Origin of the sequence: Actinospongiicola halichondriae (assembly GCF_049103745.1) — a bacterium.
GTDB lineage: Bacteria > Actinomycetota > Acidimicrobiia > Acidimicrobiales > Salinilacustritrichaceae > Salinilacustrithrix > Salinilacustrithrix halichondriae.
Genome location: NZ_CP171622.1, coordinates 495,578 through 520,894, shown reverse-complemented (window position 1 = coordinate 520,894; position 25,317 = coordinate 495,578). Strand labels below are relative to the sequence as shown.

The window sequence follows — 25,317 nt, the reverse complement described above, 5'->3', positions numbered from 1 at the left end:
TATTCCCCGGGCACCCAGATCTCTACGATGAACGACGTGCGCACCCGCCGAATCGCCACGGCGCTGCTCGTCGCCGTCCTGCTCGTCGCCGCCTGCGCTGCAGACGAGGGGACCTCGACCACCGAGCGCGCCGCAGACCCGACGACGACCTCGTCAACGTCGACCACGACCACGACCGCCCCGACGACCACCACGATCACGGTTCCCGCTGCTCCGAGAGCCGTCGAGCCGGCAGCCGACCCGGTCGAACTGGCGGCGGGCATCGTCGAGGCCGAGCGCATCACCCGGGACCCCGCATCGCCGCTCCCCGATGTCCAGGCCGCCGCCTTCGAACTGCAACAGTTCTACCGTCAACTCGGACGCGCCCCCGACTGGGACGCCGCCGTGCTCGAGGCGGTCCCGGACGACCTGCGGACCACGGTCCGTGCGAACACCACGGCGCGGCGCCAGTTCCGCTCGATGCACCGCACCTTGTCCGACACGCTGCCGCCGTGGCGGATCGTCGATCCCCCACCCGCGGAGGAGCTCCTCTCGTATTACCGCGAGGCCGAGGCCGAGTTCGGCGTGCCCTGGGAGGTCCTCGCCGCCGTCAACCTGGTCGAGACCGGCATGGGTCGCATCCGGGGTACGTCGGTCGCCGGGGCGCAGGGTCCGATGCAGTTCATGCCCGCGACCTGGGAGGCGTTCGGCGCCGGCGGCGACATCAACGACCCCCACGATGCGATCTTCGGTGCGGCGCGGTACCTGGCCCACAACGGCGGCGGTCGAGGCGACATCGACACCGCACTGTGGAACTACAACCACAGCGACCGCTACGTCGAGGGCGTCAAGCAGTACGCCGCGGTCATGGCCGAGGACCCGGCCGCCTTCAACGGCTTCTACCACTGGCAGGTCGTGTACCTGTCGACCTCCGGCGACGTGTGGTTGCCGTCGGGGTTCGAGCAACTCGAGCGGATCCCGGTGACCGACTACGTGGCCGCCAACCCCGACCACCACCTGGGCACCGACACCGCCTGACGCCGGTCCGTCGTCGCGACAGCCGTCGGGTCAGCGGGTGAGGCGATCGAGGATGTTGCGGGTGATCTGTTCGATCTGAGGATCACGACCGGCGAGACCGTGCGCCCAGTCGGTCGAGCCCGACGTGATCACCGTTCCGCCGGAAGCCGACGTCCATGCCCCGAGCACTGCGTGTCCGTGGGAGATCTTGTCGACCGCCCACTGGTCGCGCGTCCCGAAGACACGCGACGCCACGTACTCGACCTCGGATGGAGCACCCGGCGGGGGCGGACGCGTCGCGGTCTCGCGAGTGAAGTGCGCTGCGGGGGCGGTGCCGAGGATCTCGAACGACTCGGGAGTCCCGTCCTCGTGCGTCGGGTAGGGCAGCCCGTCGCGATAGGTGAACGCACAGCCGTCACACTCGTAGCCGACCACGGTCACGTCGTGGCCGAGGAGGTCGCCATAGCCGAGCCCGGTGCCGTCGAAGATCCAGTGGTCCGCCCGATGGATGGTGTAGCCACCGGACCCGTTGGTGATGACCTTCCCGATCCGGTGGTAGCCACCGCGACTGAACGTCACGCCGGTCATGTGGTTCTCCGGGCGCTCGACCGCGTGGTCCGACCACATGGTCGTGGCCTCGGCCTGACGGTCGGTGTCCCACACGGGGTCGTTCTTGAACTGCGCCTTGTAGCCGACCATCACCGACCCGGGCCCGCCGTCGATCCGGTCCTCGAGTCGAACCTGCCAGAACGACGTGTTGCCCGAGAAGAAGGCGACGTTGCCGCCACGGGCAGTGTGCGCCTCGACCGTGTCCCGCATCCCCGCCGACCAGTACTCGTCGTGGCCGACCGAGAGGAGCAACGGATAGCCCTCGACCAACTCGGGGTGATCCTCGAGATCGGCGTTGGTGCAGATGTCGAGCGCATGGCCCTCACGCTCGCACCATGCGATGAACGGTTCCTCCCAGTCGGGCCAGCCTGCCGACCCGGCGTACCCCGACAGATGGTTGATCTGCACATAGCCGCGGTGCGCCGCCATCTGGGGATCGGGCGGCTGCATCGTCGTCACCCGCCGACCCTGTCCCGGCGGCTTGTGGAGATACCCACGCGCCATCGGACGCTGGAGCGAGACGTGTGTCCCGCCGGTGTAGAGATTGGGACCACCGAAGTCGTTGTACGCATGCCACGTGTTGGTCGACAGCGCGAGCAACGCCTTCGCAGTGGGTGCGGTCGGACGGACGACGAAGAACGCGTGGCTCGTCCGCACCTTGTCGCCGTCGTCGATCTCGAGCAGCACTTCGTAGTAGCCAGAACGCCAGGTGTCGGGGACCACGACCGATGCCCCGGCCGGCCACCCGCATCCAGCAGCGGCAGCGTCGTCGGGTGTCGGATGATCGCCGACATCGACCGTCTCGCGGTGGACGACGTCTCGGGTCGCTCCCACGCGGGCGATCTCGACCCGGACCGGACGGTCGTCACCGTCGAGCGCGGTCGCGGACAGATGGAGGTCGACCCGCTCACCGGCGGCCGCCGACTGGGGCCAGCAGTATCCATGGACTTCGGCGCGAGGCATGGGCGGAAGCTAGGACATGGCGTTCACCAGGTGTCGATGTTCGGACGCTTCTTGCCGGAGCGCGGCGTCGGCGCCGGCGCTGCGGCCAGGCCGGCGTTGATCCAGCGCCGCGTGTCGGCGGGGTCGATCACGTCGTCGATCTCGAACGCCTCGGCCATGCGCACGCCCTTGCCCACCTCGTACATGCGGGCCACCATCTCCTGGAATGTCCGCTCGCGTTCGTCGGGATCCTCGATGGCGGCCAGTTCGTTGCGGTAGCCGAGGCGTACCGCACCCTCGAGACCCATGCCCCCGAACTCGCTCGTCGGCCACCCGACGATGAACGACGGGGCGTGGAACGACCCGCCGGCCATGGCCTGGGCGCCGAGGCCGTAGCCCTTGCGGAGCACGACGGTCATGTACGGGACGGTCAGTCCTCCGGCGGTGACGAACAAGCGGCTCGCGTGTCGGACCAGACCGGTCCGTTCGGCTTCGGGGCCGACCATGATCCCCGGGGTGTCGCAGAGGAAGACGATCGGCAGGTCGTGGGCGTCGCACAACTGCATGAACCGGGCGGCCTTGTCGGCCCCGTCGGAATCGATGGCACCGGCGAGGTGTGTCGGGTCGTTGGCGATCACGCCAACCGCTCTCCCGTCGATCCGGGCCAGCGCCGTGACCATCCCGGCCCCGAACCCACGGCGCAACTCGAGCACCGAGTCGGTGTCGAAGAGCGTCTCGATCACGTTCCGGACCTCGTACACGCGCAGCCGGTTCTCGGGTATCGCTCGGCGGAGCAGGCGCTGGTCGGCGTGGTCGTGGGCCGAGCCCTCGAGCACCGGATCGAGGAAGTACGACAGGTACTTCGTGGCGACGGCGACCGCTTCGGCCTCGTCGGCGACCGCGATGTCGACGACGCCGCTGGCGATCTGGTCGTCGATGGGACCGACCTCCTCGGGGCGGTACACGCCGAGGCCACCCCCCTCGATCATCGCCGGCCCGCCCATGCCGATGTTGGCGTCGGCGGTGGCGATGACGACGTCGCAGCATCCGAGGATCGCAGCGTTCCCGGCAAAGCAGCGGCCGCTGGCGATGCCCACGAGCGGCACCAGGCCCGACAGGCGCCCGAAGTAGGCGAACGCCAAGCAGTCGAGGCCGGCCACACCGGTGCCGTCGGTGTCGCCGGGGCGACCTCCCCCACCCTCGGTGAAGAACACGAACGGCAGTCGCTGGTGCTCGGCGATCTCGAAGAGCCGGTCCTTCTTGCGGTGGTTGTTCAGCCCCTGCGTGCCGGCCAGGACGGTGTAGTCGTACGAGGCCACGGCGACCGAGTGTCCGCCCACCGTGCCGACGCCGCCGATCATCCCGTCGGCCGGCGTCTTCTCGCGCAACTCCTCCTCCGAGCGCCGCTTCCGCTGCGCAGCCACGACGAGCGCCCCGTATTCGATGAGCGACCCGTCGTCGAGCAGGTCGGCGACGTTCTCCCGCGCCGTCCGCTTGCCCAGCTTCCGTCGCTTCGCAACGGCGTCCGGGCGGTTCTCGTCCAGTCCGTGCGCGTGCCGCTCGATCACCTCGGCCAGGTCGGGGCGGATGTGGTCGAGATCGACGTCGTCTTCGACCGCCTCGACACGGGCAGCGACCTCGGCCGGTTCGACGGTGAGCAACGGATGACCGGCAACCACGGCGTCGCCGACCGACGCGCCCAGCGACCGCACGATCCCGGAGCCCGTCGCGGTGACGACGTGCTCCATCTTCATCGCCTCCATGATCGCCACCGGAGCGCCGGCGGGGACCTCGTCACCGACGGCGACCTCGAACCGGACGATGGTCCCCTGCAGCGGTGCGGCGATCTGACCGGTCCCGCCGGTCTGGCCGGTGTCGGTCTGGTCGGTCTGGGTCTGGCCGGTCGAGGTCTCGCCCACGGGAGCCGCCGCCGGGGCGAGCCGGGCGAGGTGGGTCTCGAGCCATGTCGTGTCGAATCGGCCGACCTCGAGGTCCGGCTCGCGCAGGATCGTCGCCAACAGCGTCCGGTTGGTCTCGACGCCCTCGATCACCAGGGCGTCGAGTGCATCGGCTGCGGCGCCGAGGACCTTTGTGTGGTCGCCATGGCGGACGACGACCTTGGCCAGGAGCGAGTCGTACCGTGGGCTGGTCTCGTAGCCGACGGCCGCGAACGTGTCGACGCGTACGCCGGGCGGTGGCGTGAACGTCTCGATCACCCCGCCGGTCGGCACCATCTGCCCGCCCGCTCCCAGGGTCTCCATGTTCACGCGCGCCTGGACGGCGAAACCGTCGAGGCGCGGCGGGGAGAACAGGTCGAGCGCTCCGAGGCTCTCGCCCTTGGCCAGGCGCAGTTGGAACCGCACGAGGTCGATGCCACAGACCTCCTCGGTCACGGTGTGCTCGACCTGGATGCGGGGATTGAGTTCGATGAAGGCGAACCGATCGCCCGACACGAGGAACTCGACGGTGCCGACAGAGTCGTAGGCCACCCGCTCGCCGAGCCGCACAGCGGCGTCGTGCAGCGCTCGTCGGAGGTCGGCGTCCAGCCACCACGCGGGAGCGAACTCGATCAGCTTCTGGCGCGAGCGTTGGAGCGAGCACTCCCGTTCGTGGCAGTGCTCGACCCTCACGCCGTCGCCGACGATCTGCACCTCGACGTGCCGCGCGTCGGCCAGCAGTTCCTCGGCGTACAACGCACCATCACCGAAGGCGGCCTCGGCCTCACGGGAACATGCGGCGAAGGCCTCCTCGAGCGCGTCGAGGTCGCGCACCGGACGCATCCCCCGGCCACCGCCGCCGGCCACGGCCTTGAGCATGACCGCGCCGTGTTCTTGCAGGAAGGTCCGGGCGGTGTCGAGGTCGACGCCACCCTCGGTCGCGGAGAGCACCGGGACCCCGGCCGCGCTGGCCGCTGCCCTGGCCTCCGCCTTGTCACCGAAGCGCCGCAACTGGTCCGGGCCGGGGCCGACGAACGTCAGGCCCGCCTGGCCGACCGTCCGGGCGAAGGTCTCGTTCTCGCTCAGGAAGCCGTAGCCGGGATGGATCGCGTCGCATCCGGACTCCACCGCCGCCGTCACCACCGCTGCGATGTCCAGATAGCCCGCCGGCCCGGTCCCGGGCAGCGCCACCGTCTCGTCCGCGGCGCCGACGTGGGGCGACGAGGCGTCGTCGACGGTGTGGCAGGTGACCGGCACCATGCCCTCCGCTCGGACGGCGCGGGCGATCCGGACGGCGATCTCCCCCCGGTTGGCGATCAGGACCTTCGACAGCGACGGCACCCCGGCATCCTGCCAGCCCCCGACCCCACGCTTCTGGGTGCGCGATTGTCACTCTCCACGTCCCGATCGCGCACCCAGAACGAAATGTGGGTGCGGGGGGCGGGTGGGTCAGGACGAGGCGCGGGTCCTGCGGAGGAGTGGGTCGGCCGTCGCGAGGGCCCGGTCGGCGATGCGGAGCACACGGCCCGCGGCACCGGGAGTGTCGTTGTCGACGAGGTTCCCCATGACCGCCAGCGTGATGTTGGCGATCGCCTCGGTCCCCACCGCCAGACGAAGGCCGTTGCGGAGGATCCACGGGTGGCCGATCAAGAAGGAGAAGCGACGACCGGTGCGGAGGAAGGCGTCGAAGCGCTCACCGATCTCGACGTCGTACTTCTCCGGAGCGGTCGACGGGTCGGCGAGGAAGAGGTCGGACGCCAGCATTCCCGACTCGAGGCCGTAGTCGATGCCCTCGCCGTTCATCGGGTTGATGAGACCTGCGGCGTCGCCGATCGCGACCCAGCCGGGACCGTGCCGCTTGACCGAACTCATCGGCAGACGCCAGGCCCGGGGGCGCTCGAGGTACTCGCCGTCGAGACCCCACTCGTCGCGGACCAGCGCCCGATAGTCGTCGAGCAGCGTGTTCAGGTTCAGGTCGTTGAACCGCTTCATCGTCGACAACGCACCCACGCCGATGTTCACGGTCCCGTCGCCGCAGGGGAACATCCACCCGTATCCCGGGACGGGTGTGCCGTGGCGATCGCGCAGGGTGAGGCACGCCTCCAGATGGCGATCGAGATGCCGTGGCGTCTCCATGTAGGCGCGGATGGCGAGGCCGAACGGTTCGTTCGGGTCCCGCTCGGCACCGAGCATGCGCGCCGTCTTGCCCTGGGCGCCGGCGGCGACGACCGTCAGGTCGGCACCGATCCGACGCGATCCGGCCTCGACCCCGATGACCCGGTCGCCGTCCATGATCGGAAGGGCTGCGGTCTCGTAGACGAGTTCGGCGCCGGCCTTGTCGGCGACGTCGACGAGGTGGGCGTCGAGCCGGCGACGTGGCCAGACAGCGCCGTGCGACGGGAACCGGCCGTGCGACGGCCACGGGAGCTGGCGGCGTTGCTTGCCGGCGATCATGCGCAACCCGTCGATTCGGTGCACGCCCTCGGCGTCGAGATCGACCGCCAGGTCCTGCAGTGCAGCCACGGCTCGCGGCGTGAGACCGTCGCCACAGACCTTGTCGCGCCCGTACTTGCCCTTCTCGAAGACCACGACCTTGGCGCCGCCCCGCGCCGCCTGGATGGCTGCAGCCGCGCCGGCAGGTCCGCCGCCGATCACCGCGACGTCGTAGTGCTCGTTCAGGCCGATCTCCACGGCGCCATTGTCGCCCGAAAGCGCTGCGAACCCACAGTCGCCCCGTCGATCACAGCACCATCTCGACCATGGCGACCCGTTCGTCGCCACCGTAGGGGGCGATCTCGTCGACGACCGCGAACCCGCGGCGACGGTGGAACGCGAGCGACCGGGGGTTGGGCGGCACGGTGTTCACCTCGGCACAGACCACCGGCCGAGACGACCCGCGCGCCCAGGTCTCGAACTCGTCGTACAGCCCCGCGGCGGCACCGAGTCCGCGCGCTGCGGGTTGGAGTGCGATGCGGTCCACGTACGCGAACCGAGCGTGACGCTGTGCGAACCACTGGTAGTTCGGACTCGGGTAGTCGAGGCCCTCGACGAGGCCGACGAACACGCCGACGATCTCGCCGTCGAGCTCGACGAGACGGAACCGGTCGGCCGAGGACAGGAACAGCTCGACCCGAGCGACGTCGAGCGGCCCGACCTCGGGTTCGTTCGCCGCATTCACCGCCACGACCGACTCGACGTCGTCCACGGTCACGTCACGGATCACCCAATCGGCCACGGCGAAGGAGCCTGGCAGACTCGCCCGCCGTGACCGAACCCCTGTACTTCGAGGACCTCCAGGTCGGCGTCGCCCACGAGTGGGGCGCCTACGAGTTGACCGAAGCCGAGATCATCGAGATGGCCACCCGCTTCGATCCGCAGCCGTGGCACCTCGACCACGAAGCAGCCAAGGACTCGGTGTTCGGTGAGCTCGTGGCCTGCGCCTGCCACCTCCAGTGCGTCATGTCGGCGCTCCACTTCCAGAACCCTCGGCCCATGGCGCTCGCCGCCGGTCTCGGACAGCGGGAAGGCAAGTTCGCCGCTCCCGGACGGATCGGCGACGTCATCCGACTGCGCCTCGAGGTCGTCGACAAGCGGCCCTCGTCGTCACGGCCGACGATGGGGATCATCGAGGTCGACAACGCACTGGTCGACGCCGACGATCGCGTCCTCTATCGCAACGTCGGCGTGATCCTCGTCCATCGGAGGCCCGACGCCGTCGGCTGACCCAGCCGCGTCGCCGGACGGGGCCGACGTCACGATTCGCGGGGACTCGACGGGTCCTCACCCGGCGGAGCGACATGCGCCAGGAGCGATCTCGCCTCGGTCTCCATCGCGTCGTAGGCGACGTGGGCGAGTCGTCCACCGACGCTCACACGGCGGACACCGAGGTCGGCGAGGACGACGAGCGGCGGGCCGGCGGGACGGAGGAGGACGTTGACGGCCGTGTCGACGCTGTCGACCACGCGGGTGATGTCGCTCAGTTCAGTGAGACCAGGGGCGTAGACGCAGTGAGCGCCGGCGCGGGCGTAGGCCAGGAGTCGGTGGATCGTGTCGTCGAGGTCGCCGGCGCCGTAGAGATGGTTCTCGGCTCGCGCGGTGACGACGAGGCCGTGCTCCTGCGCACCGGACACCGCAGCGGCGACCCGGTCGGCGGCGACGTCGATCGCGTCGATCGAGCCGGTCGACGGGTCGTAGTCCTCGATCGACACCCCGGCAGCACCCAGCCGCCCGAAGACTCCGACGTTGGCCTCGACACCGTCGAGATCTTCGGAGAAGAGACGCTCGCTGTCGACGCTCAGCGGGACCGAGACCGAAGCGGCCACGGCTTCGACGTGCGCACAGAGCTCGTCGAAGGTCACCTCCTGGTCCGACTTGCCGAGCGATGCCGCGTGCCCCGAGCTCGTCGTGGCGACGGCGGAGAACCCGAGGCGTTCGAGGCGGACGGCCGACCCCACGTCCCACGCATTCGGCATCGCGAAGAAGCCCCGCCGGTGCAGCTCGTGGAAGCGCGACGTCACGTCCATGGGTCAGAGTGTTGCCGATCGGCAGCAGCGATCGCCCCGGAGTGACACGATTGGACCGAGTCGGGTTCGACCCAGGGAGTTCCTCGCATGATCTTCGAGCAGCACTATCTCGACTGCCTGTCGCAGGCGTCGTACTTCATCGGCGACGAGACCTCGAAGCGGGCCGTCGTCGTCGACCCACGGCGCGACATCGCGCCGTACGTCGAGTCTGCGGCCGAACACGGCATGCAGATCGAGCTCGTCATCGAGACCCACTTCCACGCCGACTTCCTCTCGGGCCATCTCGAGCTCGCAGCAGCGACCGGTGCCACCATCGCCTACGGCTCGGTCGCCGAGACCGAGTTCGACTCGCGCAAGCTCGCCGACGGCGAGGTCATCTCGCTCGGCGACGTCACGCTCGAGATCCGCCACACGCCGGGACACACGCCGGAATCGATCAGCATCGTCGTGCGCGAGCACGCCGACGACGAGCCCTACGGCGTGCTGACCGGCGACACGCTGTTCATCGGCGACGTCGGCCGACCGGACCTCCTGTCGTCGATCGGCATGTCGAGCGACGACCTCGCATCGATGCTCTACGACTCGCTGCACCAACGACTTCTCACGCTCCCCGACAGCGCTCGGGTCTTCCCCGCCCACGGCGCGGGTTCGTCCTGCGGCAAGAACCTGTCGACGGAGACGACCTCGACGATCGGCGAGCAACGGACCTCCAACTACGCGCTCGCGCCGATGACCAGGGAAGCGTTCGTCCGGGTCGTGACCGACGGGCAGTCGGCACCGCCGGCCTACTTCTCCTACGACGCTCACCGGAACCGCGAAGTCCATCCCATCCTCGACGAGAAGACACCGCCGACGTCACTCGATCTCGATGCTGTACTCCGTCACCAGCGTGCGGGGGCGATCGTCCTCGACACCCGCGACCCCAACGAGTTCGCCGTCGGGCACCTCGTGGGTGCGGTCAACGTCGGCCTCGGTGGACGGTATGCCGAGTTCGCCGGCGGGGTGATCCAACCGGGCGCGCCGATCGTCCTCGTCACCGAGCCGGGGATGGAACTCGAGGCCAAGACCCGACTGGCCCGGATCGGGTTCGACAACGTCGTCGGCCATCTCGATGATCCGGTCGGTGTGATGTCTGCGCACCCCGACGACGTCGTCCAGAGCTCGCGCATCGACGTGGACATGCTCCGTGAGGCGATGGCGTCGGACCCCGGTCTGCAGTTGGTCGACGTCCGGCAACCCGGGGAGACGGCCGAGGGCACGATCGAGGGTGCCCGACTCCTCCCGCTCACACAGCTCAACGAGCGGCTCGCGAGCCTCGATGCGTCGCAGACCACGGTCGTGTTCTGTGCAGGCGGCTTCCGTTCGTCGATCGCGTTGAGTCGCCTGGCTGCTGCCGGTTTCGGCGACGTGTCCGACCTCCTGGGCGGCTACGGCGCCTGGCGCGCCGCGCAGCCCGCCGGCTGACGCTGACGTCGATCAGCGCGCCGGTTCGACGGCGACGAGACGAGCCATCGCTGCGGCGATCTCCTCACGGTGGGGCGCACCGGTGACGATCATGCCGACGGCAGTCAACGACGTGTGGACCTGACCGAGGCACTCGAGGTGTTCGACCTCGCCACCGGCCGAGGCCAGGGCCTCGGCGTACGCGACGCCCTCGTCGTGGAGCGGATCGAACTCGCACGTCACGACCAGCGCCGGCGGCAGGTCTGCCAGATCGCCACGCAGCGGCGCTGCCCGCGGATCGGTCCGATCGGCCGGGTCGGCGTAGTGGTCCCAGAACCACGACATCAGATCGGCGGTGAGGAGATAGCCCTCACCGTTGTCGCGGTAGCTACGCCGGGTCAGGTCGGAGTCGGTCACCGGACAGACGAGGATCTGCGCGGTGATCGTGGGACCACCGGCGTCGCGGGCCGTCTGGCACGCCACGGCAGCGACGTTCGCGCCGGCACTCCAGCCGGCCACGGCGACACGGCCGGGGATCCCGCCGAGTTCCTCCGCGTGGTCCGCGATCCAGCGCACGGCGGCGTACCCGTCGTCCGCTGCCGCGGGGAACCGGGCCTCGGGCGCATGTCGATAGTCGACGGAGACGATCATCGCGCCGGAACGAACGCACAGGTCCCGACAGAACGGGTCGTCGGACACCTCGCTCCCGAGGACCCATCCGCCGCCGTGGAAGTACACGACCACGGGGTACGGGCCGTCGGTCGCCGGCCGGTAGCAGCGATAGCGCAGCGTTCCGTCGGCCCCCGGGAGGGTTCCGTCGACGATCTCGCCGACCTCGGGTCCGGGAGGACGCTGCGCGCTCGACGGCCGCGTCGAACGCCCGAGCGTCCTCGGGGGACATCGAGTCCATCGTCGGGAGATCGAGTTCGGCCATGGTCTCGAGCAGGACCTCGACGTCGGGCATCATCCGCCGGATCACGCCATCGGCCCGCTCGACGCGATCATCACCCCGTCGCTCGAAGCCCAGGTATCCGGCATCGACGACGTCGACGCACACCTGCCGGTAGCGGTCGACGCCGCCCACGTAGGGCAAGAAGACCCGCGGCTTCCCCGGGACGTTGGCTCCCATGTACCAGGAGTCGGCCTGGGGGTAGAGGGTGAGCTCGCTCCAACGGTTCACGTGTTCGACCCACGCGTCCTCTGCGGTCGGGGTGGGCTCGATCACGTCGAGGCCGTCTCGGCGGAGGTCCTCGATGCAGTCGGTGATCCAGTCGACGTGTTGCTCGATCGAGACCATCATGTTCGACAGGACCGACGGGCTGCCCGGCCCCGTCACCATGAAGAGGTTGGGGAACCCGACGCTGGTGAGGCCCAGGTAGGTCTTGGGCCCGTGCGCCCACTTGTCGGCCAGGCGCACGCCGTCACGTCCGGTGATGTCGACGCTGACGATGGCGCCGGTCATGGCGTCGAATCCGGTGGCGAACACGAGCACGTCGAACTCGAACGAAGCGTCCGTGGTGTTGAGTCCCGACTCCGTGATCGTCTCGATGGGCGTCGACCGGAGGTCGACGAGGTGCACGTTCGGGCGGTTGAAGGTCTCGTAGTACCCGCTGTCGAGGCAGAGTCGCTTGCTCCCGAGGGGGAAGGTCGTGGGGCAGAGCTTCTCGGCCGTCTCGGGATCGTCGACGACCGAACGGATCTTGCCGCGGACGAACTCGGACGCCAGTTCGTTGGCCGCGGGATCGACCAGGACATCGGTGAAGGTGCCAGGGATCGAGAACAGCTCGGCTTCGTCGTACGCCGCCTCGAACCGACGCAGTCGCTCGGCCTCGTCGACCTGGAACACGCTCTCGACGGCACGCTCGAGGGGAACGCCGGTGCGGGACCAGCGCGCCTCCTCGCGGTACTCCGATCGGCGGCCGAGGATCTTCTCCATCTTGTCGGCGGCGACCGGACCGTTGCGGGCCGGCAGCGAGAAGTTGGGCGTGCGCTGGAACACCACCGAGTCGGCGGCCTGGGCGGCGATGATCGGGATCGACTGGATCCCGCTCGACCCAGTCCCGATCACGCCGACGCGCTTGCCCGTGAAGTCGACGTCCTCGTGCGGCCACCGACTCGTGAAGAAGACCTCACCCTCGAATCGATCGACCCCGGTGATGTCGGGTTCCTTCGGTGCAGACAGACAGCCGGTGGCCATGACGTAGTAGCGGCACGTGACGGTGTCGGCCCCCGACCCGTCGGTGCGGGCGGTGTTGATCGTCCACACGCTCGCGTCGTCGTCCCAGACCGCCGACACCACCCGGGTGCCGAACCGGATGTCGCGACGCAGGTCGTGCTTGTCGGCGACGTGGTTCACGTAGCGGAGGATCTCGGGTTGGGTGGCGTAGCGCTCGGACCACTCCCACTCCTCGTCGAGCTCCGGGTCGAAGCTGTAGGAGTAGTCGACGCTCTGGATGTCGCAGCGTGCGCCGGGGTACCGGTTCCAGTACCAGGTCCCGCCGACGTCGTCGCCCGCCTCGATGCCCAGGGCGTCGATGCCCGCGTTGCGGAACCGGTGGAGCAGGTAGAGCCCTGCGAAGCCGGCGCCGACCACCACGACATCGGTGGTCACGGTCGCGATCGACCCGTCGTCTTCGGTCATCGGTTCCCCCTCAGGAATACGTGGCGGCCCGCCACGGGCAGCGGCGCCAGTGTCACACACCGACGCGGGCGTTGACATCTGCCGCAATCTCTCGTACTTTCGGTGTTGGTTAACAAACCAAGAGGGAAAGTACAGGCCATGGCAGCGATCGCGACGATGGACGAGGAACGACTCAGCGAGACCTTCGCCGCGCTCGCCAACACGACCCGGCGAGCGATCCTGGCGCGCCTCTCCGAGGGTGCGGCGACAGTCAACGAACTCGCTGCGCCCTTCGAGCTGTCACTGCCCGCGATCTCCAAGCACCTCAAGGTCCTCGAGCGCGCCGGGCTCATCGTTCGAGGACGCCGAGCGCAGTACCGACCGTGCGCTCTCGACGGCGCGCCACTCGAGGCGGTGTCGACCTGGGCCGAGCAGTACCGGCACGTCTGGGAGACCCGCTTCGACCAGATGGACGACTACCTCTCCCGACTCCACGAATGACGAGGAAACGACGATGACCGGACAAGGACCTTCGAAGGACGTGGTGATCGAGCGGAGTTTCGACGCCTCGATCGAGCGCGTCTGGGCGCTGTGGACCGACCCGGTCCACTTCGCCCAGTGGTACGGCCCCACCGGCGCATCGATCCCGGTCGCCGAGATGGACGTCCGAGAAGGCGGCTCACGGCTGATCTGCATGGAGATGCAGACACCCGGTGGCCTGATGCAGATGTGGTTCACCGGCGAGTACCTCGAGGTCGCCCCGCACGGTCGCCTCGTCTACACCGAAGCCATGTGCCGTGAAGACGGCACCGTCCTGACCGCCGCCGAGGCCGGCATGGCCGAGGGCCACCCGACCACCACCCGAGTCACCGTCGAACTCGTCGACGACGGCGGCAAGACCCACATGACGATGACCCACGCGGGCGTCCCCGCCGACTCCCCCGGAGCTGCCGGGTGGACCATGGCCATCGACAAGCTCGCCACCCTCCTCACCGCCGGCGACGGCTGACCACATTTCCGATTCCCAGATGTGCCACTCGGCGCGACACTTTCCGGTAGCGCAAATCAGCGTTGTCCAACGAGCATGGAGGTGTCGCGATGAAGCTGCGACGGATTCTGGCCAGTGGTGCAATGTGTGCGGTCGTCATCGGCGGCGTCGGGATCGACGCCGCCGGCGCCGGGAAACCGGAGGGCGTTCCGCGAGGACAAGTGGAGCGCGGTCCGGAGCACGCTCGCTCGATCTGTTCGTTCTCCGGACTGAACGACGATCCGGATGCCGAGTTCCCCGAAGGCGGACAGGTCCAGTCGTACGGTCAGGCCGTCCGACTCGGACTCAAGGCCTTCCTCGACGAGCTCGGCGAGACGCCGGGAGCACTGTGCAATCCCGCGAAGGGCATCGATCTCCACGGTGGTGGCGGCGGCCACTGACCCGCCAATGGAGGCGGACACCCGCGCTGCAGGTTCAGAACGTGGCCTCGCCGGGAATCGCCGCCGCTTGACGTAGCCAGTCTCGGACCTGGGCATCGTCGATCCCGTCGTGTTCGCCGATGTCCAGGTAGCGGACGTGTTCGTACTTCGACGTCCCCGGCGGGGGCGGATCGAGCGCGCCGCCGTTCAGCCACGTGACCTTCACGTACTTCGTGAAGCAGTGCATGCTGAGGAACCAGCCGTTCCCGTCGATGCCGTAGAACGGCGAGTTCCACCGGACCGCCCGGACCGCTTCGGGAACGACCTCCCGGACGAGGCCATCGAGGTGACGCCCGATGGTGCCCTTCCACTCCGGCATGGCGTCCAGGTACGCCTGGACCGGCTCGTCGCCGTCGCCCTTGGGGATCTGTGGGTTGCCGCCGGAGAGCAGCTTCACGTCGTCGGGGTCCTTCGTCATCGTGCGTGAACCGTCCATGCCAAGTACGGCGACGACCAAGCCCAGATCGCGATCGCCACCGGCACTGGCACCGTACTCACCGGCCCGCTGCCATGACCGCGCCCTACGAGATCCTCGCCGTCGAACATCTCGGCGGATTCCGCCTCCAGCTCACGTTCGCCGACGGCCTCGTCGGCGACGTCGATCTGTCCGACCGCCTCCGTTCCCCGGTCGGCCCCGTCTTCGAGGCACTCCAGGACGCCGAGTACTTCTCCCGAGTCGCGGTCGACTCCGAACTCGGCACCGTCACGTGGCCCGACGGAGCTGACCTCGCCCCCGATGCCCTCCACGCCCAGGTACTCAGTCTCGCCTGAGTCCGGTTGCGGGTTCGGATGGCACGGTCGAACCACCGAATGAGCGGCGGCACCGTTCTGTTGCCTTGGACGTCCACGAAGGGCCAGGGCTATCGGCACGTCGTCGCGGCTCACAGCCTCTGGGTTGCGATTCCGCTCACCGGCGCGCGGATTCGCAGCCCAGAATCAGATCGAACGCCACACCGGGGGTGCTGAGGTGTTCTGTGGGGCGATCCGGAACCACTACCTATCGCACACGGTCGTCGTCTCGCTGACGCCTGTCCACCCTCGGCGACGTCAGCTCTCCAACGTTCGCCGGTAGACGTTGGTCTCTCGCACCTCGAAGCCTTCGCGGACGTAGAGGCGGTTGGCGGCTTCGCGTGACGGGCGCGACGTCAGGTCCACGGTCGTGCACCCGAGTTCGGCGGCGCGGTCGACCATGGCGCGGGTGAGCGCCCCGCCGATTCCCAGGCCCCGACCGGCCTCGTCGACGACGACGTCCTCGATCCAGGCCCGACGTCCCGTGGGGATCCGGAAGACCGCGAGCGTCGACGTGCCGAGGATCGTCCCGTCGTCGTCCGTGGCGATGAACATGTCGGTCGCGGTGGCGGCGACGATGTCCTCGAGCGCCTCCCGGTCCGGCGGAGGGTTCGACTTCGACAGCTGGGGCGTGAGGCGCTGGTACGCCTCGACCAGGGCGTCGGTGACCTCGGCGACGATCTCGATGAACATGCCCGGCACGCTATCGGCGGCTCGTGGTCTCCTCGGGACGTCAGCCAGTGTTCAGACGGTGGAGACGTCATCGTCACGACGCGGCGACCCGGGTGTCACGGTCCCCTCGTACCGTCACGATCATGAACGTCGTCGACATCGTGCGGGTGATCTGGGACGACTCCGTCGGCACCGCCGGAGCGCTGCGCAACTGCCGTAGTGAACTGCTGCGGCATCACGACGCCGAGCGGGACGTCGAGGCCCTCCGCCAGCGGGTGGCGTCACGAACGTCGCCGGACGACGCCCGCGCGACCGCCTGACTCCACCGAACGGACTCCACCGGAACCGACGCGGGACGCCGGTAGCCTCGCGACGTGGAGCATCTCCGATGGAATCACCGCCCCACGCTCGAACGTCCCGTGCTGATCGCGGCGTTCGAGGGTTGGAACGATGCGGGCGACGCTGCGTCTTCGGCTGTGCGCTGGTTCACCGACCGTTGGGATGCCGAGCCCTTCGCCGACATCGACCCGGAAGAGTTCTTCGACTTCACGTCGACCCGTCCGGAGGTCCGCATCGACGGCGATGCGCGGGTGATCGACTGGCCCAGCAACACCTTCTCCGCCGGCCAACTGCCCGACAACGGCCGTGACGTGATCCTCCTGCAGGGCGTCGAGCCGCAACTGCGGTGGCGGACGTTCTGCGACCTTACGATCGACGTGGCCCGGACCTACGACGCTGCGATGGTCGTGACCCTCGGGGCACTGCTTGCCGAGGTCCCCCACACCCGCCCCGTCGGCATCGCCGGCACTGCGTACGACGGCGAGGTCGTCGAACAACTCGGGCTCACCCGGTCGACCTACGAGGGCCCGACCGGCATCGTGGGCGTGCTCCACGCACAGTGCCGCGCCGCCGGGATGACCTCGGCATCACTGTGGGCGACCGTGCCGACCTACGTGCCCGGGTCACCGTCCCCCAAGGCGACGTTGGCGCTGGTCGAGAAGACCGCGGCGCTGCTCGACGTGGGTGTCATCACGACCGACCTCGAGATCGCCACTGCGTCGTACGAGCGCCAGATCAACGAACTGGTCGAGGACGACGACGAGACGCAGGCCTATGTGGCCGCGCTCGAACAGCGCCACGACGAGGGCCAGGACGACGACCCCACCGACCTGATCGAAGAGGTCGAGCGCTTCCTCCGCGATCAGGACTGAGGCGTCAGCGGCGCCAGATGTCGGAGCGAGGGACGTCGAACCAGACGTCGACGTCTTCACCGTCGATGGCTCGGAACACGTGGTCGCCCCAGTGGTCGTATCCCGCCATCGGTGCGGGCAGCGCGTCGCGGCCGTAGAAACCGACGTCCATGGTCTCGAGTTCGTGGGCCTGCAGCGCTCCCCCCGTCGCCCGGCACAAGAACACGAGCGAATAGAGCGGGACCGTGGTGAACCCGAGGCGCATGCCGTCGAGGACCATGAGCACGCGCTCGACCTCGCAGGTGATGCCGGTCTCCTCGTGCACCTCCTTCACCGCGACCTCGGCGGCCGAGTAGCCGATGTCGGCCCACCCGGTCGGGTACAGCCAGACCCCGGAGTCGGATCGCTGGACGAGCAGGATCTCGCCCTGGTCGTTGTGGACGACGGCACCGATCGCGATCTTGGGCGTCTGATATCCCGGGACACCGTCGCCGACCCCCTTCATCCACTCGTCGATGAAGTGATCGGGGTCGAAGTCCGAGCCGGCAGCCACGCGGATGTCGCCGGCGACCGCGAGGATCTCTTCGTAGCGCTCTCGTTCGTAGAGGCTGTCGGTGAACCCCAGACCGGTCTTCGCGATCCCGGCCAATGCCTCAGACCACCGGAGGAGGTCTTGGCGGGTGGGTCCTCCGGAATCGGTCATGGAGCGACGCTAGCCACAGCGATGTGGCACGGTGGGCCGATGACCATCACCGTGCTCGACGACGCCGAGACGACCGTCGATGCACGCATCGACGGTGACGCCGTGTGGATCTCCGCCGACGATCTCGACGCAGCCATCGGCTGGACTCGGAAGCCTGAAGGGCTCTGTCGCGGCCCGGTGTGCGTCCCGGTCCGGGAGCCCATCGACGGCGACGACGGTGCACTCGACCTGCGCGCGGTCGCCGCGGCGCTCGGCAAGCAGACGGTCTTCGACCCCGCAGGACCCGTCCTCGCGTTGGCCGACGACCCGATGGGCCGCGGCGAGGTCCGCAACCTCCACGACCTCGCGCTCCCCGACTGTTCGGCGTCGGACGACGAGGGTCGCTTGGTCGACCTGTCCGGCCTGGCCGGCAAGAAGGTCGTGCTCATCGCCTGGGCGTCGTGGTGAGGGTGTCGCCACGAGCTCCCGGTCTGGGAGCAACTGATCGCCGATCTCGCCGACCACGGGGTGACCGCCGTCGCGGTCAGCCTCGACGGTGACGTCGATGCCGCCCGGCCGTGGGTCGTCGAGGCCGGACTGAGCTTCCCGTCGGTGCTCGACGTCAATCACGTCGTCGCCGACTGGTTCGGGATCGTGAACGTGCCGACCGCCGTCTGGTTCGACGAGGACGGGAACATGGTCCGCCCTCCCACGATCGCTCCGGGCGACGACCGCTTCCGCGAGTTCTCCGGTGTCGACTCCTCCGTGCACCACGACGCCCTGCGCCGCTGGGTCGTCGACGGCGAGCTCGACCGCGAGCTCCTCGCACGCTGGTCGCAGCCGCCCTCGGAAGCACCCTCGCTCGCTCGGGCACATCGACGGGTCGCGGCCTGGCTCCATCGCTCCGGCGACGACGAGGCTGCCGCACCGCACTTCGCCGAGGCCGCGACGCTCGCGCCCGACGACTGGACGATCCGTCGCGGGTCGATGCCACTCCAGGGCGCCGACCCGTTCGGCGACGAGTTCTTCGCGTTCGCGATCGAGTGGGACCAGCGGGGCCGCAACAGCTACGCCGAGTGAGACGGACGAGGCGACCGACGCTCAGGCCAGGGCGTGGAGGATCGCCTTGCGCAGCTCGACACGCCGGTCCTGGCCGACCTTCTCGCCACCACGGCCCTGCACGTAGAACGAGTCGACGACCTCGTCGGTCAGGGTCTGTACCCGAGCCCTGCTGATGTCGAGGTCGAGCTCGGCGATGGCATCGGTGATCCGGTAGAGGACACCGACGGAGTCGGCTGCGTGGACCTCGACCACCGTGGCGGTCGACGAGTCGTCGAGATGGAACTCCACCCGAGCGTCGACGGCCAGCGCGTTCGGGGGACGTCGGTAGGTCGCCTCCCGTTCCGCCAGTCGGGCCTTGAGCGCCAGGCGGCCGTCCAGCGCCAACGCGACGTCCGTCTCGATCGCGTCCCACGAGAACGTCGGGCCGAAGCTCGATTCAACGGTCAAGACCTCGAGTGCCCGGCCGTCGATGGTCGAGATGTTGGCGTCGAGCACCGCGAGGCCGTGGAGCGCGAGTACGCCGGCGACGCGGCTGAACAGGCCCGGTCGATCGACATCGATGACGGTCAGGGCCTGTTCGTGACCCTCGATGACCCGCACACCCTGCGACAACCGGTGGAGTTGACCCGGGGTCGGGAATTCGACGGTGACCTCTTGCGCCGACCCTCCAGCGAGCACGTGCTCGACACGGCTGGCGAGGCTGTCGACCAACTCGGCCTTCCACGGACTCCACGCTGCCGGACCAGTGGCCAGCGAGTCGGCTTCGGTCAGCGCATGGAGCAGTTCGAGCCGTTCCTGGGTCTGCAACTGATCGGCGACGCGGTGGATCACGTCGTCGTCGTCGAGGTCTCGACGCGTGGCCACGTCGGGCAGCAACAGGTGGTGCTCGACCATGGCGACCAACGTCGCGACGTCGGCGTCCGAGAACCCCATGCGTCGCCCGATGGTGTCGACGAGTTCCATGCCGACCTCGGTGTGGTCTCCGGGGAATCCCTTGCCGATGTCGTGGAGGAGCGCGCCCACCAGGAGCAGGTCGTCGCGGTCGACCCGAGCGGTCAAGGCAGCGGCGTTCGACGCGGCCTCGCACAGGTGACGATCGACCGTGAACCGGTGGTAGGCGTTCCGCTGCGGCTTCGAACGGACTGCCGCCCACTCGGGGAGCACCTTGGTGAACAACCCGTGCTGGTCGAACGACTCGATGTGCCCGATGGCCGGGCGGCCGGCACCGAGTGCGGTGACGAACGCCTTCCGTGCCGCTTCCGGCCACGGTGACGGCATGGCGGGGACCTCGACCAGGCGGTCGAGTGTCGATCGGTGGACCGGGAGGTCCTCGGTGGCGGCGACCGCGAGCACCTGCAGTCCGAGGCTCGGGTCGGCGAGGTCGGCGTCGGGCGTCAACACGATCTCGCCGCCGCGGACGACGATGGTCGGCGCCACGCTGCGCTCGCGTCGGCCCAGACGCCCGAGCGGACCACGCAGCGATGCCTCGACCCGACGCCAGGTGTCGTCAGAGCAGAAGGCGATCGTCCGGGCCGCCGTCGCGACCCGGTGCATGAGGTCGTCGGCACTGGCGTCGCCGAGCGCCTCGGCGACGGCATCCTGCTCCTGGAGCACGAGGACATCACCGCGTCGCCCGGTCCTCCGGTGGAGTTCGACCCTCGTGGCGAGCAGGACGTCGTACGCCTCGTCGAGGGCCACGGCGTCGCCCTCCCAGAACAGCTCTCGTGCCTCGGCAGCCCAGTGGAGCGACTGCACGTCGCGGAGACCGCCACGACCCTCCTTGAGATCGGGCTCGAGCAGGAACGCGACCTCACCCGATCGGGCATGGCGCTCGCGCACCCGCTCGGAGAGCTCGAGCAGGAACGACTTTGCCCGCTTGCGCCACAGCTCCTTCGCCTTGTCGATCAACGCGGCGGTGAGGGCCGCGTCGCCAGCGAGGTGTCGTGCTTGCAGCAGTGCCGTCGCCGAGTCGAGATCGTCGGCGGCGAGGGCCAGAGCTTCTTTGGTCGTACGCACGGCATGGCCGAGCTTCACTCCCGTGTCCCAGACCGGGTACCAGATCGCATCGGCCACCGGCCCGATGTCGCGGCTTCCGTCGTGCAACAGCAGGACGTCGAGATCCGACTGGAGGCTCAGTTCGCGACGCCCGTATCCACCGAGCGCGACGAGCGCCACGCCCGACGGAACATCGACCGCACCGTCGAACAGCCCCTGGAGGTAGGCGTCGGCACGGTCCGAGTACGCCTCGCACAAGGCGCGCCCGACCAGGGTCCGGTCGGCACGGAGATCGTCGTGAGTGAGGTCCATCTGGGTCGCGAGGCGGGGCTAGCCCCGCTGCATCGAGCCCAGGTCGGCGAGCGAGTAGCCCGACTCGGCGTGCTCGGACTGGTCGAGGCCACCGGATTCGGCCACCTCGTCGACGCGGATGCCCATGACCGCCGACAGGATCTTGGCGAGGGCGAACGTCACGACGAACGAGTACACGAGGACCACCACGATCGAGAGCGCCTGCTCGATGAGCAGCTCGGTGCCGCCGCCGAAGAACACCCCGTCGTGGAAGTCCCCGGCGGTCCGACCGATGATGCTCGAGTCGGCGAAGAAGCCGATGAGCAGCCCACCGATGATGCCGCCGACCATGTGCACGCCCACGACGTCGAGACTGTCGTCGTAGCCGAACCGGTACTTGAGCTGGATGGCGAGGTAGCACACCACGCCGGCCACGACGCCGAAGACGATCCCGGCCATGCCACCGACGAACCCGGCTGCAGGGGTGATCGCCACGAGACCGGCCACGATGCCCGAGCATGCGCCGAGGGTCGTGAAGTGCCCGTCCTTGATCCGTTCGATCACCAGCCAGGCGAGGCCGCCTGCCGCTGCGGCGAGGAAGGTGTTCATGAACGCCTGGATGGCGATGTCGTCGGCGGCGAAGGCGGAGCCGGCGTTGAAGCCGAACCAGCCGAACCACAGGATGCCGGTGCCGAGCATGACGAGGGGCAGGTTGTGCGGCGGCATGGCCTCTCGGGGCCATCCCTTGCGCTTGCCGAGCACGAGGACCATGGCGAGCGCGGCCACGCCGGCGTTGATGTGGATCGCGGTCCCGCCCGCGAAGTCGAGCGAGCCACGAGCGCCGAGCCAGCCGACGAGTTCGCCGTCACCGTCGAGGCCGTAGATCCAGAAGACCACCGGGCAGTAGACGAGGATGCTCCACACCGGGACGAACACGGCCCAGGCGGCGAACTTCATGCGGTCGGCGATCGCCCCGGAGATGAGCGCCGGTGTGATGGCGGCGAACGTCATCAGGAACGCGATGCCGAGCAACGTGGCGCCGTCGTCGACGCCGGACAGACCGAAGAGGTCGGTGTTGCCGATGAACTGCGAGTCGCTGTTTCCGTTGAGGGCGAGCGAGTAGCCGGCCACGACCCAGATCACCGGGATCACCAGGGCGCAGTACACGTTCATCAGCAGCATGTTCAGCACGTTCTTCGAACGCACCATCCCGCCGTAGAACAACGCCAGACCCGGGATCATGAACAGAACCAGGGCTGACGAGATGAGCAACCAGGCGTTGTTGCCTTCCAACGGATTTCCTCCACACTCGCGGACGACCCGCGGCAGATCGCCGCAGGTGTTCGGTTCACATTCGCGTCAGCGTGTGACGGGCGAGGGTCCTGATTGTTTCCGCTCTGTGAACGGGTTCCTCGTCAGGCCGACGTGAGCTCTCGCTCGATCTCCCGGTCGCGCCGAGCCGCCATCTTCTTGGCCGCCGAGTCGACACGTTCGAGGTACTTGAGCACCGTCGTGCGGGCCTCGTCGGCCTCCGGCGAGAGCCCTTCGAGCTCGGGGAGCTTCCAGTGGTCGATCACCATCGGGCGCAGGATCTGATCGAGATGGATCTGCATGTCGTAGATCTGCGCTCGGGCGATGCGCTTGGCATGCTGCGCGAAACCGGGGATGCCGGTGCCGGGCATGGCGAACGTGCGGACCTGCCGGTCGATGGCCATCACCATGCCGTCGGGGTCGGCCTCGAGGGCGGCGGTGGCGGCGTCGCGGTAGAAGACGTGGTGGAGCTGCTCGTCGCCGGCGACCTGGGCCATCACCTGGTAGCCGACCTTGTCGTCGAGGAGCCGCCCGGTGTTGCGATGGCTGATCTTGGTCGCCAGCTCCTGCATCGTCACGTAGGCGAGGCCGTCCTGGACCGACTCGGGGTGCGGCACCTCGCCGAGCGACACCTGCGCCATGCGTCCACGCTCGAGTTCGTCGAGGTCGACAGCGCGCGTCACGTGGAGGTAGTCGCGGATCACGATCGCGTGGCGGCCTTCCTCGGCGGTCCAGCGTCGGGCCCACACGCCCCAGGGCTCGTGCTTGCCGAAGAGGTTGTAGATCGTCTCGAAGTAGTACGGCAGGTTGTCCTCGGTGAGGAGGTCGACGATCATCGCCGACTGGACCTCGTCGGACAGCACCGTGTCGGCCGGGTCCCACTCGTAGTCCGGACCGATGTCCTCACCACGGCTCCACGGCACCAGACGGTGGGGGAACCATTCCTTGGTGTTCGTCAGGTGACGGTCGACGAGCCCGGCGACCACGGGCGCGAGTTCTTCGGTGAGCGCGGCATCGGACAACGGCATGCCGCGAGCCTACCGACCGGTCGGTAGAGGTGCGAGGTCACCTGTCACACCGCGCACGCCGATCACACGGCGTCTGCGTCACGCTCACCGGTGCGGATGCGGATCACGGCGTCGAGGTCCGTGACCCAGATCTTGCCGTCGCCGATCGTGCCGGTCTGGGCCGCCTCGGCGATCGCGTCGACCACACCGATCTCCTGGCCGTGGTCGACGACGACCTCGACCTTCACCTTGGGGACGAACTCCACCGTGTACTCGGCGCCCCGGTACACCTCGGTGTGACCCGACTGCCGACCGAAGCCCTGCACCTCGGACACGGTCATCCCCTGGATGCCGATGCCCTTCAGGGCTTCCTTCACGTCGTCGAGCTTGAACGGCTTGATGATGGCGGTGATCTGCTTCACGTCTGCTCCGTGGCGTCGAGCGCTTGGGCAGCCTTCCGGGCTGCGATGTGCACAGCGTCCCACACGCCCGAGAACGGTGGTGCGTACGCCAGGTCGAGGTCGACGACGTCGTCGACCGTCATCTCTGCGGTGATCGCCGTGGCAAGGACGTCGATCCGTTTGGCCGCGCCCTCCTCCCCCACGATCTGTGCGCCGAGGACCCGGCGCGAGCCCCGTTCGGCGAGGAGCTTGATGGAGATCGGTTTCGTGTCCGGGTAGTACCCGGCACGGGTCGTCGACGAGATGGTGACCGACTCGTAGACGAAGCCGTTGCGATCGGCCTCCGACTCGTTGAGCCCGGTGCGCGCCATCTCGGTGGCGCAGACCTTGGTGATCGCCGTGCCGACGACACCGGGGAACGTCGCATACCCACCGCCGAGGTTGATCCCCGCGACGCGGCCCTGCTTGTTGGCCACGGTGCCGAGCGCCACGTGCACCTGTCGCTTGCTCACCCGGTGGAACGACTCGGCACAGTCCCCCGCGGCGTAGACCCCAGGCTTCGAGGTCTGCTGACGGCGGTTCACCCGGATGGCGTTGCGGACGCCGAGCGTCACACCGGCCTCGCCTGCGAGTTCGGAGTTCGGCGTCACGCCGAGACCCAGGACGACCAGGTCGGCAGCGATCGGTCCGTCATCGGTGAGTACGTGCTTCTCGTCGAAACCGAGGGCTCGGACGCCCAACCGGACGTCGACACCGTGCGATCGCATCGCACGGGCGATCGGTGCGGCCATGTCGGGGTCGAACGTACGCATCACCTGGTCGTTGCCCTCGATGAGCGTGACCTCGGCACCCCAGCGGATGAACGCCTCGGCCATCTCGATGCCGATGTAGCCCCCGCCGATGACCGCGACCTTCCGGCACTGCGACTGCCTGGCGCGCTCGAGGAGCGCGACGCCGTCGTCGACCGTCTGGACGCCGAGCACGTGCGGCAGGTCGATGCCGGGGATGTCGGGACGGATCGGCCGGGCGCCGGTTCCGATCTGGAGCAGATCGAACCCCAGCTGGAAGGTCCGCTGCCGAGCATGGTCGTACACCTCGACCTTGCGGGCATCGAGGTCGATGCCCATGACCTCGTGGTGCATCCGCACGTCGATGCGGTGCTTGTCGCGGAACTCCTCCGGCGTCCGGGCGACGAGATCGTCCGGACTCTGGACGTCGCCGGCCACGAGGTACGGGATCCCGCAGGCCGAGTAACTGGTCCGATTGCCCTTCTCGAGCGCGACGATCTCCATGTAGGGCTGGCGACGGCGGGCCTGCGATGCCGCGGCCATGCCGCCGGCATCACCGCCGATGACGAGGAGACGCTCACTCATGGGCGCG

At 68.8% G+C, this 25,317-nt stretch carries 24 protein-coding genes and 2 pseudogenes; 11 read left to right on the top strand and 15 right to left on the bottom strand.

The features are described 5' to 3' along the window. Positions 1-36: 36 nt before the first annotated feature. A complete protein-coding gene (locus tag AB8619_RS02735) occupies positions 37-1,017 on the top strand; it encodes a transglycosylase SLT domain-containing protein (RefSeq protein ID WP_436794924.1) in 981 nt (326 codons plus the stop codon). 30 nt (positions 1,018-1,047) lie between these two features. On the opposite strand, the gene AB8619_RS02730 is transcribed toward AB8619_RS02735, so the two are convergent. The 4 genes from AB8619_RS02730 to AB8619_RS02715 all read right to left on the bottom strand — a co-directional run bounded on the left by AB8619_RS02730 (position 1,048) and on the right by AB8619_RS02715 (position 7,719). Beyond that, positions 1,048-2,568, bottom strand: a complete 1,521-nt coding sequence (locus tag AB8619_RS02730; protein ID WP_436794923.1) for a N,N-dimethylformamidase beta subunit family domain-containing protein — start codon at positions 2,566-2,568, stop codon at positions 1,048-1,050. Positions 2,569-2,591: 23 nt separating this feature from the next. Continuing rightward, positions 2,592-5,825, bottom strand: coding sequence for a carboxyl transferase domain-containing protein (locus AB8619_RS02725; protein ID WP_436794922.1), 3,234 nt, complete (start codon positions 5,823-5,825; stop codon positions 2,592-2,594). A 108-nt stretch (positions 5,826-5,933) separates the two neighbouring features. Further along, the gene (locus AB8619_RS02720; protein ID WP_436794921.1) at positions 5,934-7,175 is read right to left on the bottom strand and encodes an NAD(P)/FAD-dependent oxidoreductase; all 1,242 of its coding nucleotides are present in this window, start codon (positions 7,173-7,175) and stop codon (positions 5,934-5,936) included. Positions 7,176-7,224: 49 nt separating this feature from the next. Next, positions 7,225-7,719: a GNAT family N-acetyltransferase gene (locus tag AB8619_RS02715; protein WP_436794920.1), complete on the bottom strand. Its 495-nt coding sequence runs from the start codon at positions 7,717-7,719 to the stop codon at positions 7,225-7,227. 29 nt (positions 7,720-7,748) lie between these two features. Here AB8619_RS02715 and AB8619_RS02710 point away from each other — a divergent pair, with 29 nt between their 5' ends. Continuing rightward, the gene (locus tag AB8619_RS02710) at positions 7,749-8,207 is read left to right on the top strand and encodes a MaoC/PaaZ C-terminal domain-containing protein (protein WP_436794919.1); all 459 of its coding nucleotides are present in this window, start codon (positions 7,749-7,751) and stop codon (positions 8,205-8,207) included. A gap of 29 nt (positions 8,208-8,236) precedes the next feature. Here AB8619_RS02710 and AB8619_RS02705 read toward each other — a convergent pair whose 3' ends face one another. Further along, complete coding sequence (locus AB8619_RS02705) at positions 8,237-9,007, bottom strand: isocitrate lyase/PEP mutase family protein (protein ID WP_436794918.1); 771 nt, start codon at positions 9,005-9,007, stop codon at positions 8,237-8,239. An 87-nt stretch (positions 9,008-9,094) separates the two neighbouring features. Here AB8619_RS02705 and AB8619_RS02700 point away from each other — a divergent pair, with 87 nt between their 5' ends. Then, entirely contained in the window at positions 9,095-10,471 is a 1,377-nt protein-coding gene (locus tag AB8619_RS02700; protein ID WP_436794917.1) for an MBL fold metallo-hydrolase, read from the top strand. A gap of 12 nt (positions 10,472-10,483) precedes the next feature. On the opposite strand, the gene AB8619_RS02695 is transcribed toward AB8619_RS02700, so the two are convergent. Next, positions 10,484-11,188, bottom strand: coding sequence for an alpha/beta hydrolase (locus AB8619_RS02695; RefSeq protein WP_436794916.1), 705 nt, complete (start codon positions 11,186-11,188; stop codon positions 10,484-10,486). A gap of 1,255 nt (positions 11,189-12,443) precedes the next feature. Further along, positions 12,444-13,091, bottom strand: a pseudogene (locus tag AB8619_RS02690) (flavin-containing monooxygenase); the annotation flags it as partial. 138 nt (positions 13,092-13,229) lie between these two features. Here AB8619_RS02690 and AB8619_RS02685 point away from each other — a divergent pair. The 3 genes from AB8619_RS02685 (at position 13,230) to AB8619_RS02675 (ending at position 14,498) form a co-directional block, all read left to right on the top strand. After that, the gene (locus tag AB8619_RS02685) at positions 13,230-13,571 is read left to right on the top strand and encodes an ArsR/SmtB family transcription factor (RefSeq protein WP_436794915.1); all 342 of its coding nucleotides are present in this window, start codon (positions 13,230-13,232) and stop codon (positions 13,569-13,571) included. Positions 13,572-13,584: 13 nt separating this feature from the next. Further along, on the top strand, positions 13,585-14,079 hold the full coding sequence (locus AB8619_RS02680) for an SRPBCC family protein (protein ID WP_436794914.1): 495 nt from the start codon (positions 13,585-13,587) through the stop codon (positions 14,077-14,079). Positions 14,080-14,168: 89 nt separating this feature from the next. Continuing rightward, complete coding sequence (locus AB8619_RS02675) at positions 14,169-14,498, top strand: hypothetical protein (RefSeq protein ID WP_436794913.1); 330 nt, start codon at positions 14,169-14,171, stop codon at positions 14,496-14,498. Between the two features lie 34 nt (positions 14,499-14,532). Here AB8619_RS02675 and AB8619_RS02670 read toward each other — a convergent pair whose 3' ends face one another. Beyond that, positions 14,533-14,955, bottom strand: coding sequence for a DUF1801 domain-containing protein (locus AB8619_RS02670; protein ID WP_436794912.1), 423 nt, complete (start codon positions 14,953-14,955; stop codon positions 14,533-14,535). A 92-nt stretch (positions 14,956-15,047) separates the two neighbouring features. Here AB8619_RS02670 and AB8619_RS02665 point away from each other — a divergent pair, with 92 nt between their 5' ends. Continuing rightward, a complete protein-coding gene (locus AB8619_RS02665) occupies positions 15,048-15,308 on the top strand; it encodes a DUF2442 domain-containing protein (protein ID WP_436794911.1) in 261 nt (86 codons plus the stop codon). A gap of 276 nt (positions 15,309-15,584) precedes the next feature. Here AB8619_RS02665 and AB8619_RS02660 read toward each other — a convergent pair whose 3' ends face one another. Continuing rightward, a complete protein-coding gene (locus AB8619_RS02660; protein WP_436796338.1) occupies positions 15,585-16,067 on the bottom strand; it encodes a GNAT family N-acetyltransferase in 483 nt (160 codons plus the stop codon). A 74-nt stretch (positions 16,068-16,141) separates the two neighbouring features. On the opposite strand from AB8619_RS02660, the gene AB8619_RS02655 reads away from it, so the two are divergent. Together AB8619_RS02655 and AB8619_RS02650 are read left to right on the top strand one after the other, a co-directional pair. Continuing rightward, positions 16,142-16,318, top strand: a complete 177-nt coding sequence (locus tag AB8619_RS02655) for a hypothetical protein (protein WP_436794910.1) — start codon at positions 16,142-16,144, stop codon at positions 16,316-16,318. Between the two features lie 54 nt (positions 16,319-16,372). Then, the gene (locus AB8619_RS02650; protein WP_436794909.1) at positions 16,373-17,209 is read left to right on the top strand and encodes a PAC2 family protein; all 837 of its coding nucleotides are present in this window, start codon (positions 16,373-16,375) and stop codon (positions 17,207-17,209) included. 4 nt (positions 17,210-17,213) lie between these two features. Here AB8619_RS02650 and AB8619_RS02645 read toward each other — a convergent pair whose 3' ends face one another. Then, complete coding sequence (locus AB8619_RS02645) at positions 17,214-17,891, bottom strand: NUDIX hydrolase N-terminal domain-containing protein (protein WP_436794908.1); 678 nt, start codon at positions 17,889-17,891, stop codon at positions 17,214-17,216. 39 nt (positions 17,892-17,930) lie between these two features. Between AB8619_RS02645 and AB8619_RS02640 the strand changes: the two genes are divergently transcribed. Next, entirely contained in the window at positions 17,931-18,338 is a 408-nt protein-coding gene (locus AB8619_RS02640; RefSeq protein ID WP_436794907.1) for a hypothetical protein, read from the top strand. Between the two features lie 12 nt (positions 18,339-18,350). Further along, positions 18,351-18,950: pseudogene (locus AB8619_RS02635) on the top strand (TlpA family protein disulfide reductase); the annotation flags it as partial. 21 nt (positions 18,951-18,971) lie between these two features. On the opposite strand, the gene AB8619_RS02630 reads toward AB8619_RS02635, so the two are convergent. The 5 genes from AB8619_RS02630 to AB8619_RS02610 all read right to left on the bottom strand — a co-directional run bounded on the left by AB8619_RS02630 (position 18,972) and on the right by AB8619_RS02610 (position 25,310). Continuing rightward, positions 18,972-21,239: a [protein-PII] uridylyltransferase gene (locus AB8619_RS02630; RefSeq protein WP_436794906.1), complete on the bottom strand. Its 2,268-nt coding sequence runs from the start codon at positions 21,237-21,239 to the stop codon at positions 18,972-18,974. Between the two features lie 18 nt (positions 21,240-21,257). After that, positions 21,258-22,511, bottom strand: coding sequence for an ammonium transporter (locus tag AB8619_RS02625; protein ID WP_436794905.1), 1,254 nt, complete (start codon positions 22,509-22,511; stop codon positions 21,258-21,260). Between the two features lie 122 nt (positions 22,512-22,633). After that, the gene (locus tag AB8619_RS02620; protein WP_436794904.1) at positions 22,634-23,557 is read right to left on the bottom strand and encodes an acyl-ACP desaturase; all 924 of its coding nucleotides are present in this window, start codon (positions 23,555-23,557) and stop codon (positions 22,634-22,636) included. 62 nt (positions 23,558-23,619) lie between these two features. Next, positions 23,620-23,958, bottom strand: a complete 339-nt coding sequence (locus AB8619_RS02615) for a P-II family nitrogen regulator (protein ID WP_436794903.1) — start codon at positions 23,956-23,958, stop codon at positions 23,620-23,622. Then, on the bottom strand, positions 23,955-25,310 hold the full coding sequence (locus AB8619_RS02610) for an FAD-dependent oxidoreductase (protein ID WP_436794902.1): 1,356 nt from the start codon (positions 25,308-25,310) through the stop codon (positions 23,955-23,957). The genes AB8619_RS02615 and AB8619_RS02610 overlap by 4 nt, the downstream gene beginning before the upstream one ends. Between the last annotated feature and the right edge of the window lie 7 nt (positions 25,311-25,317).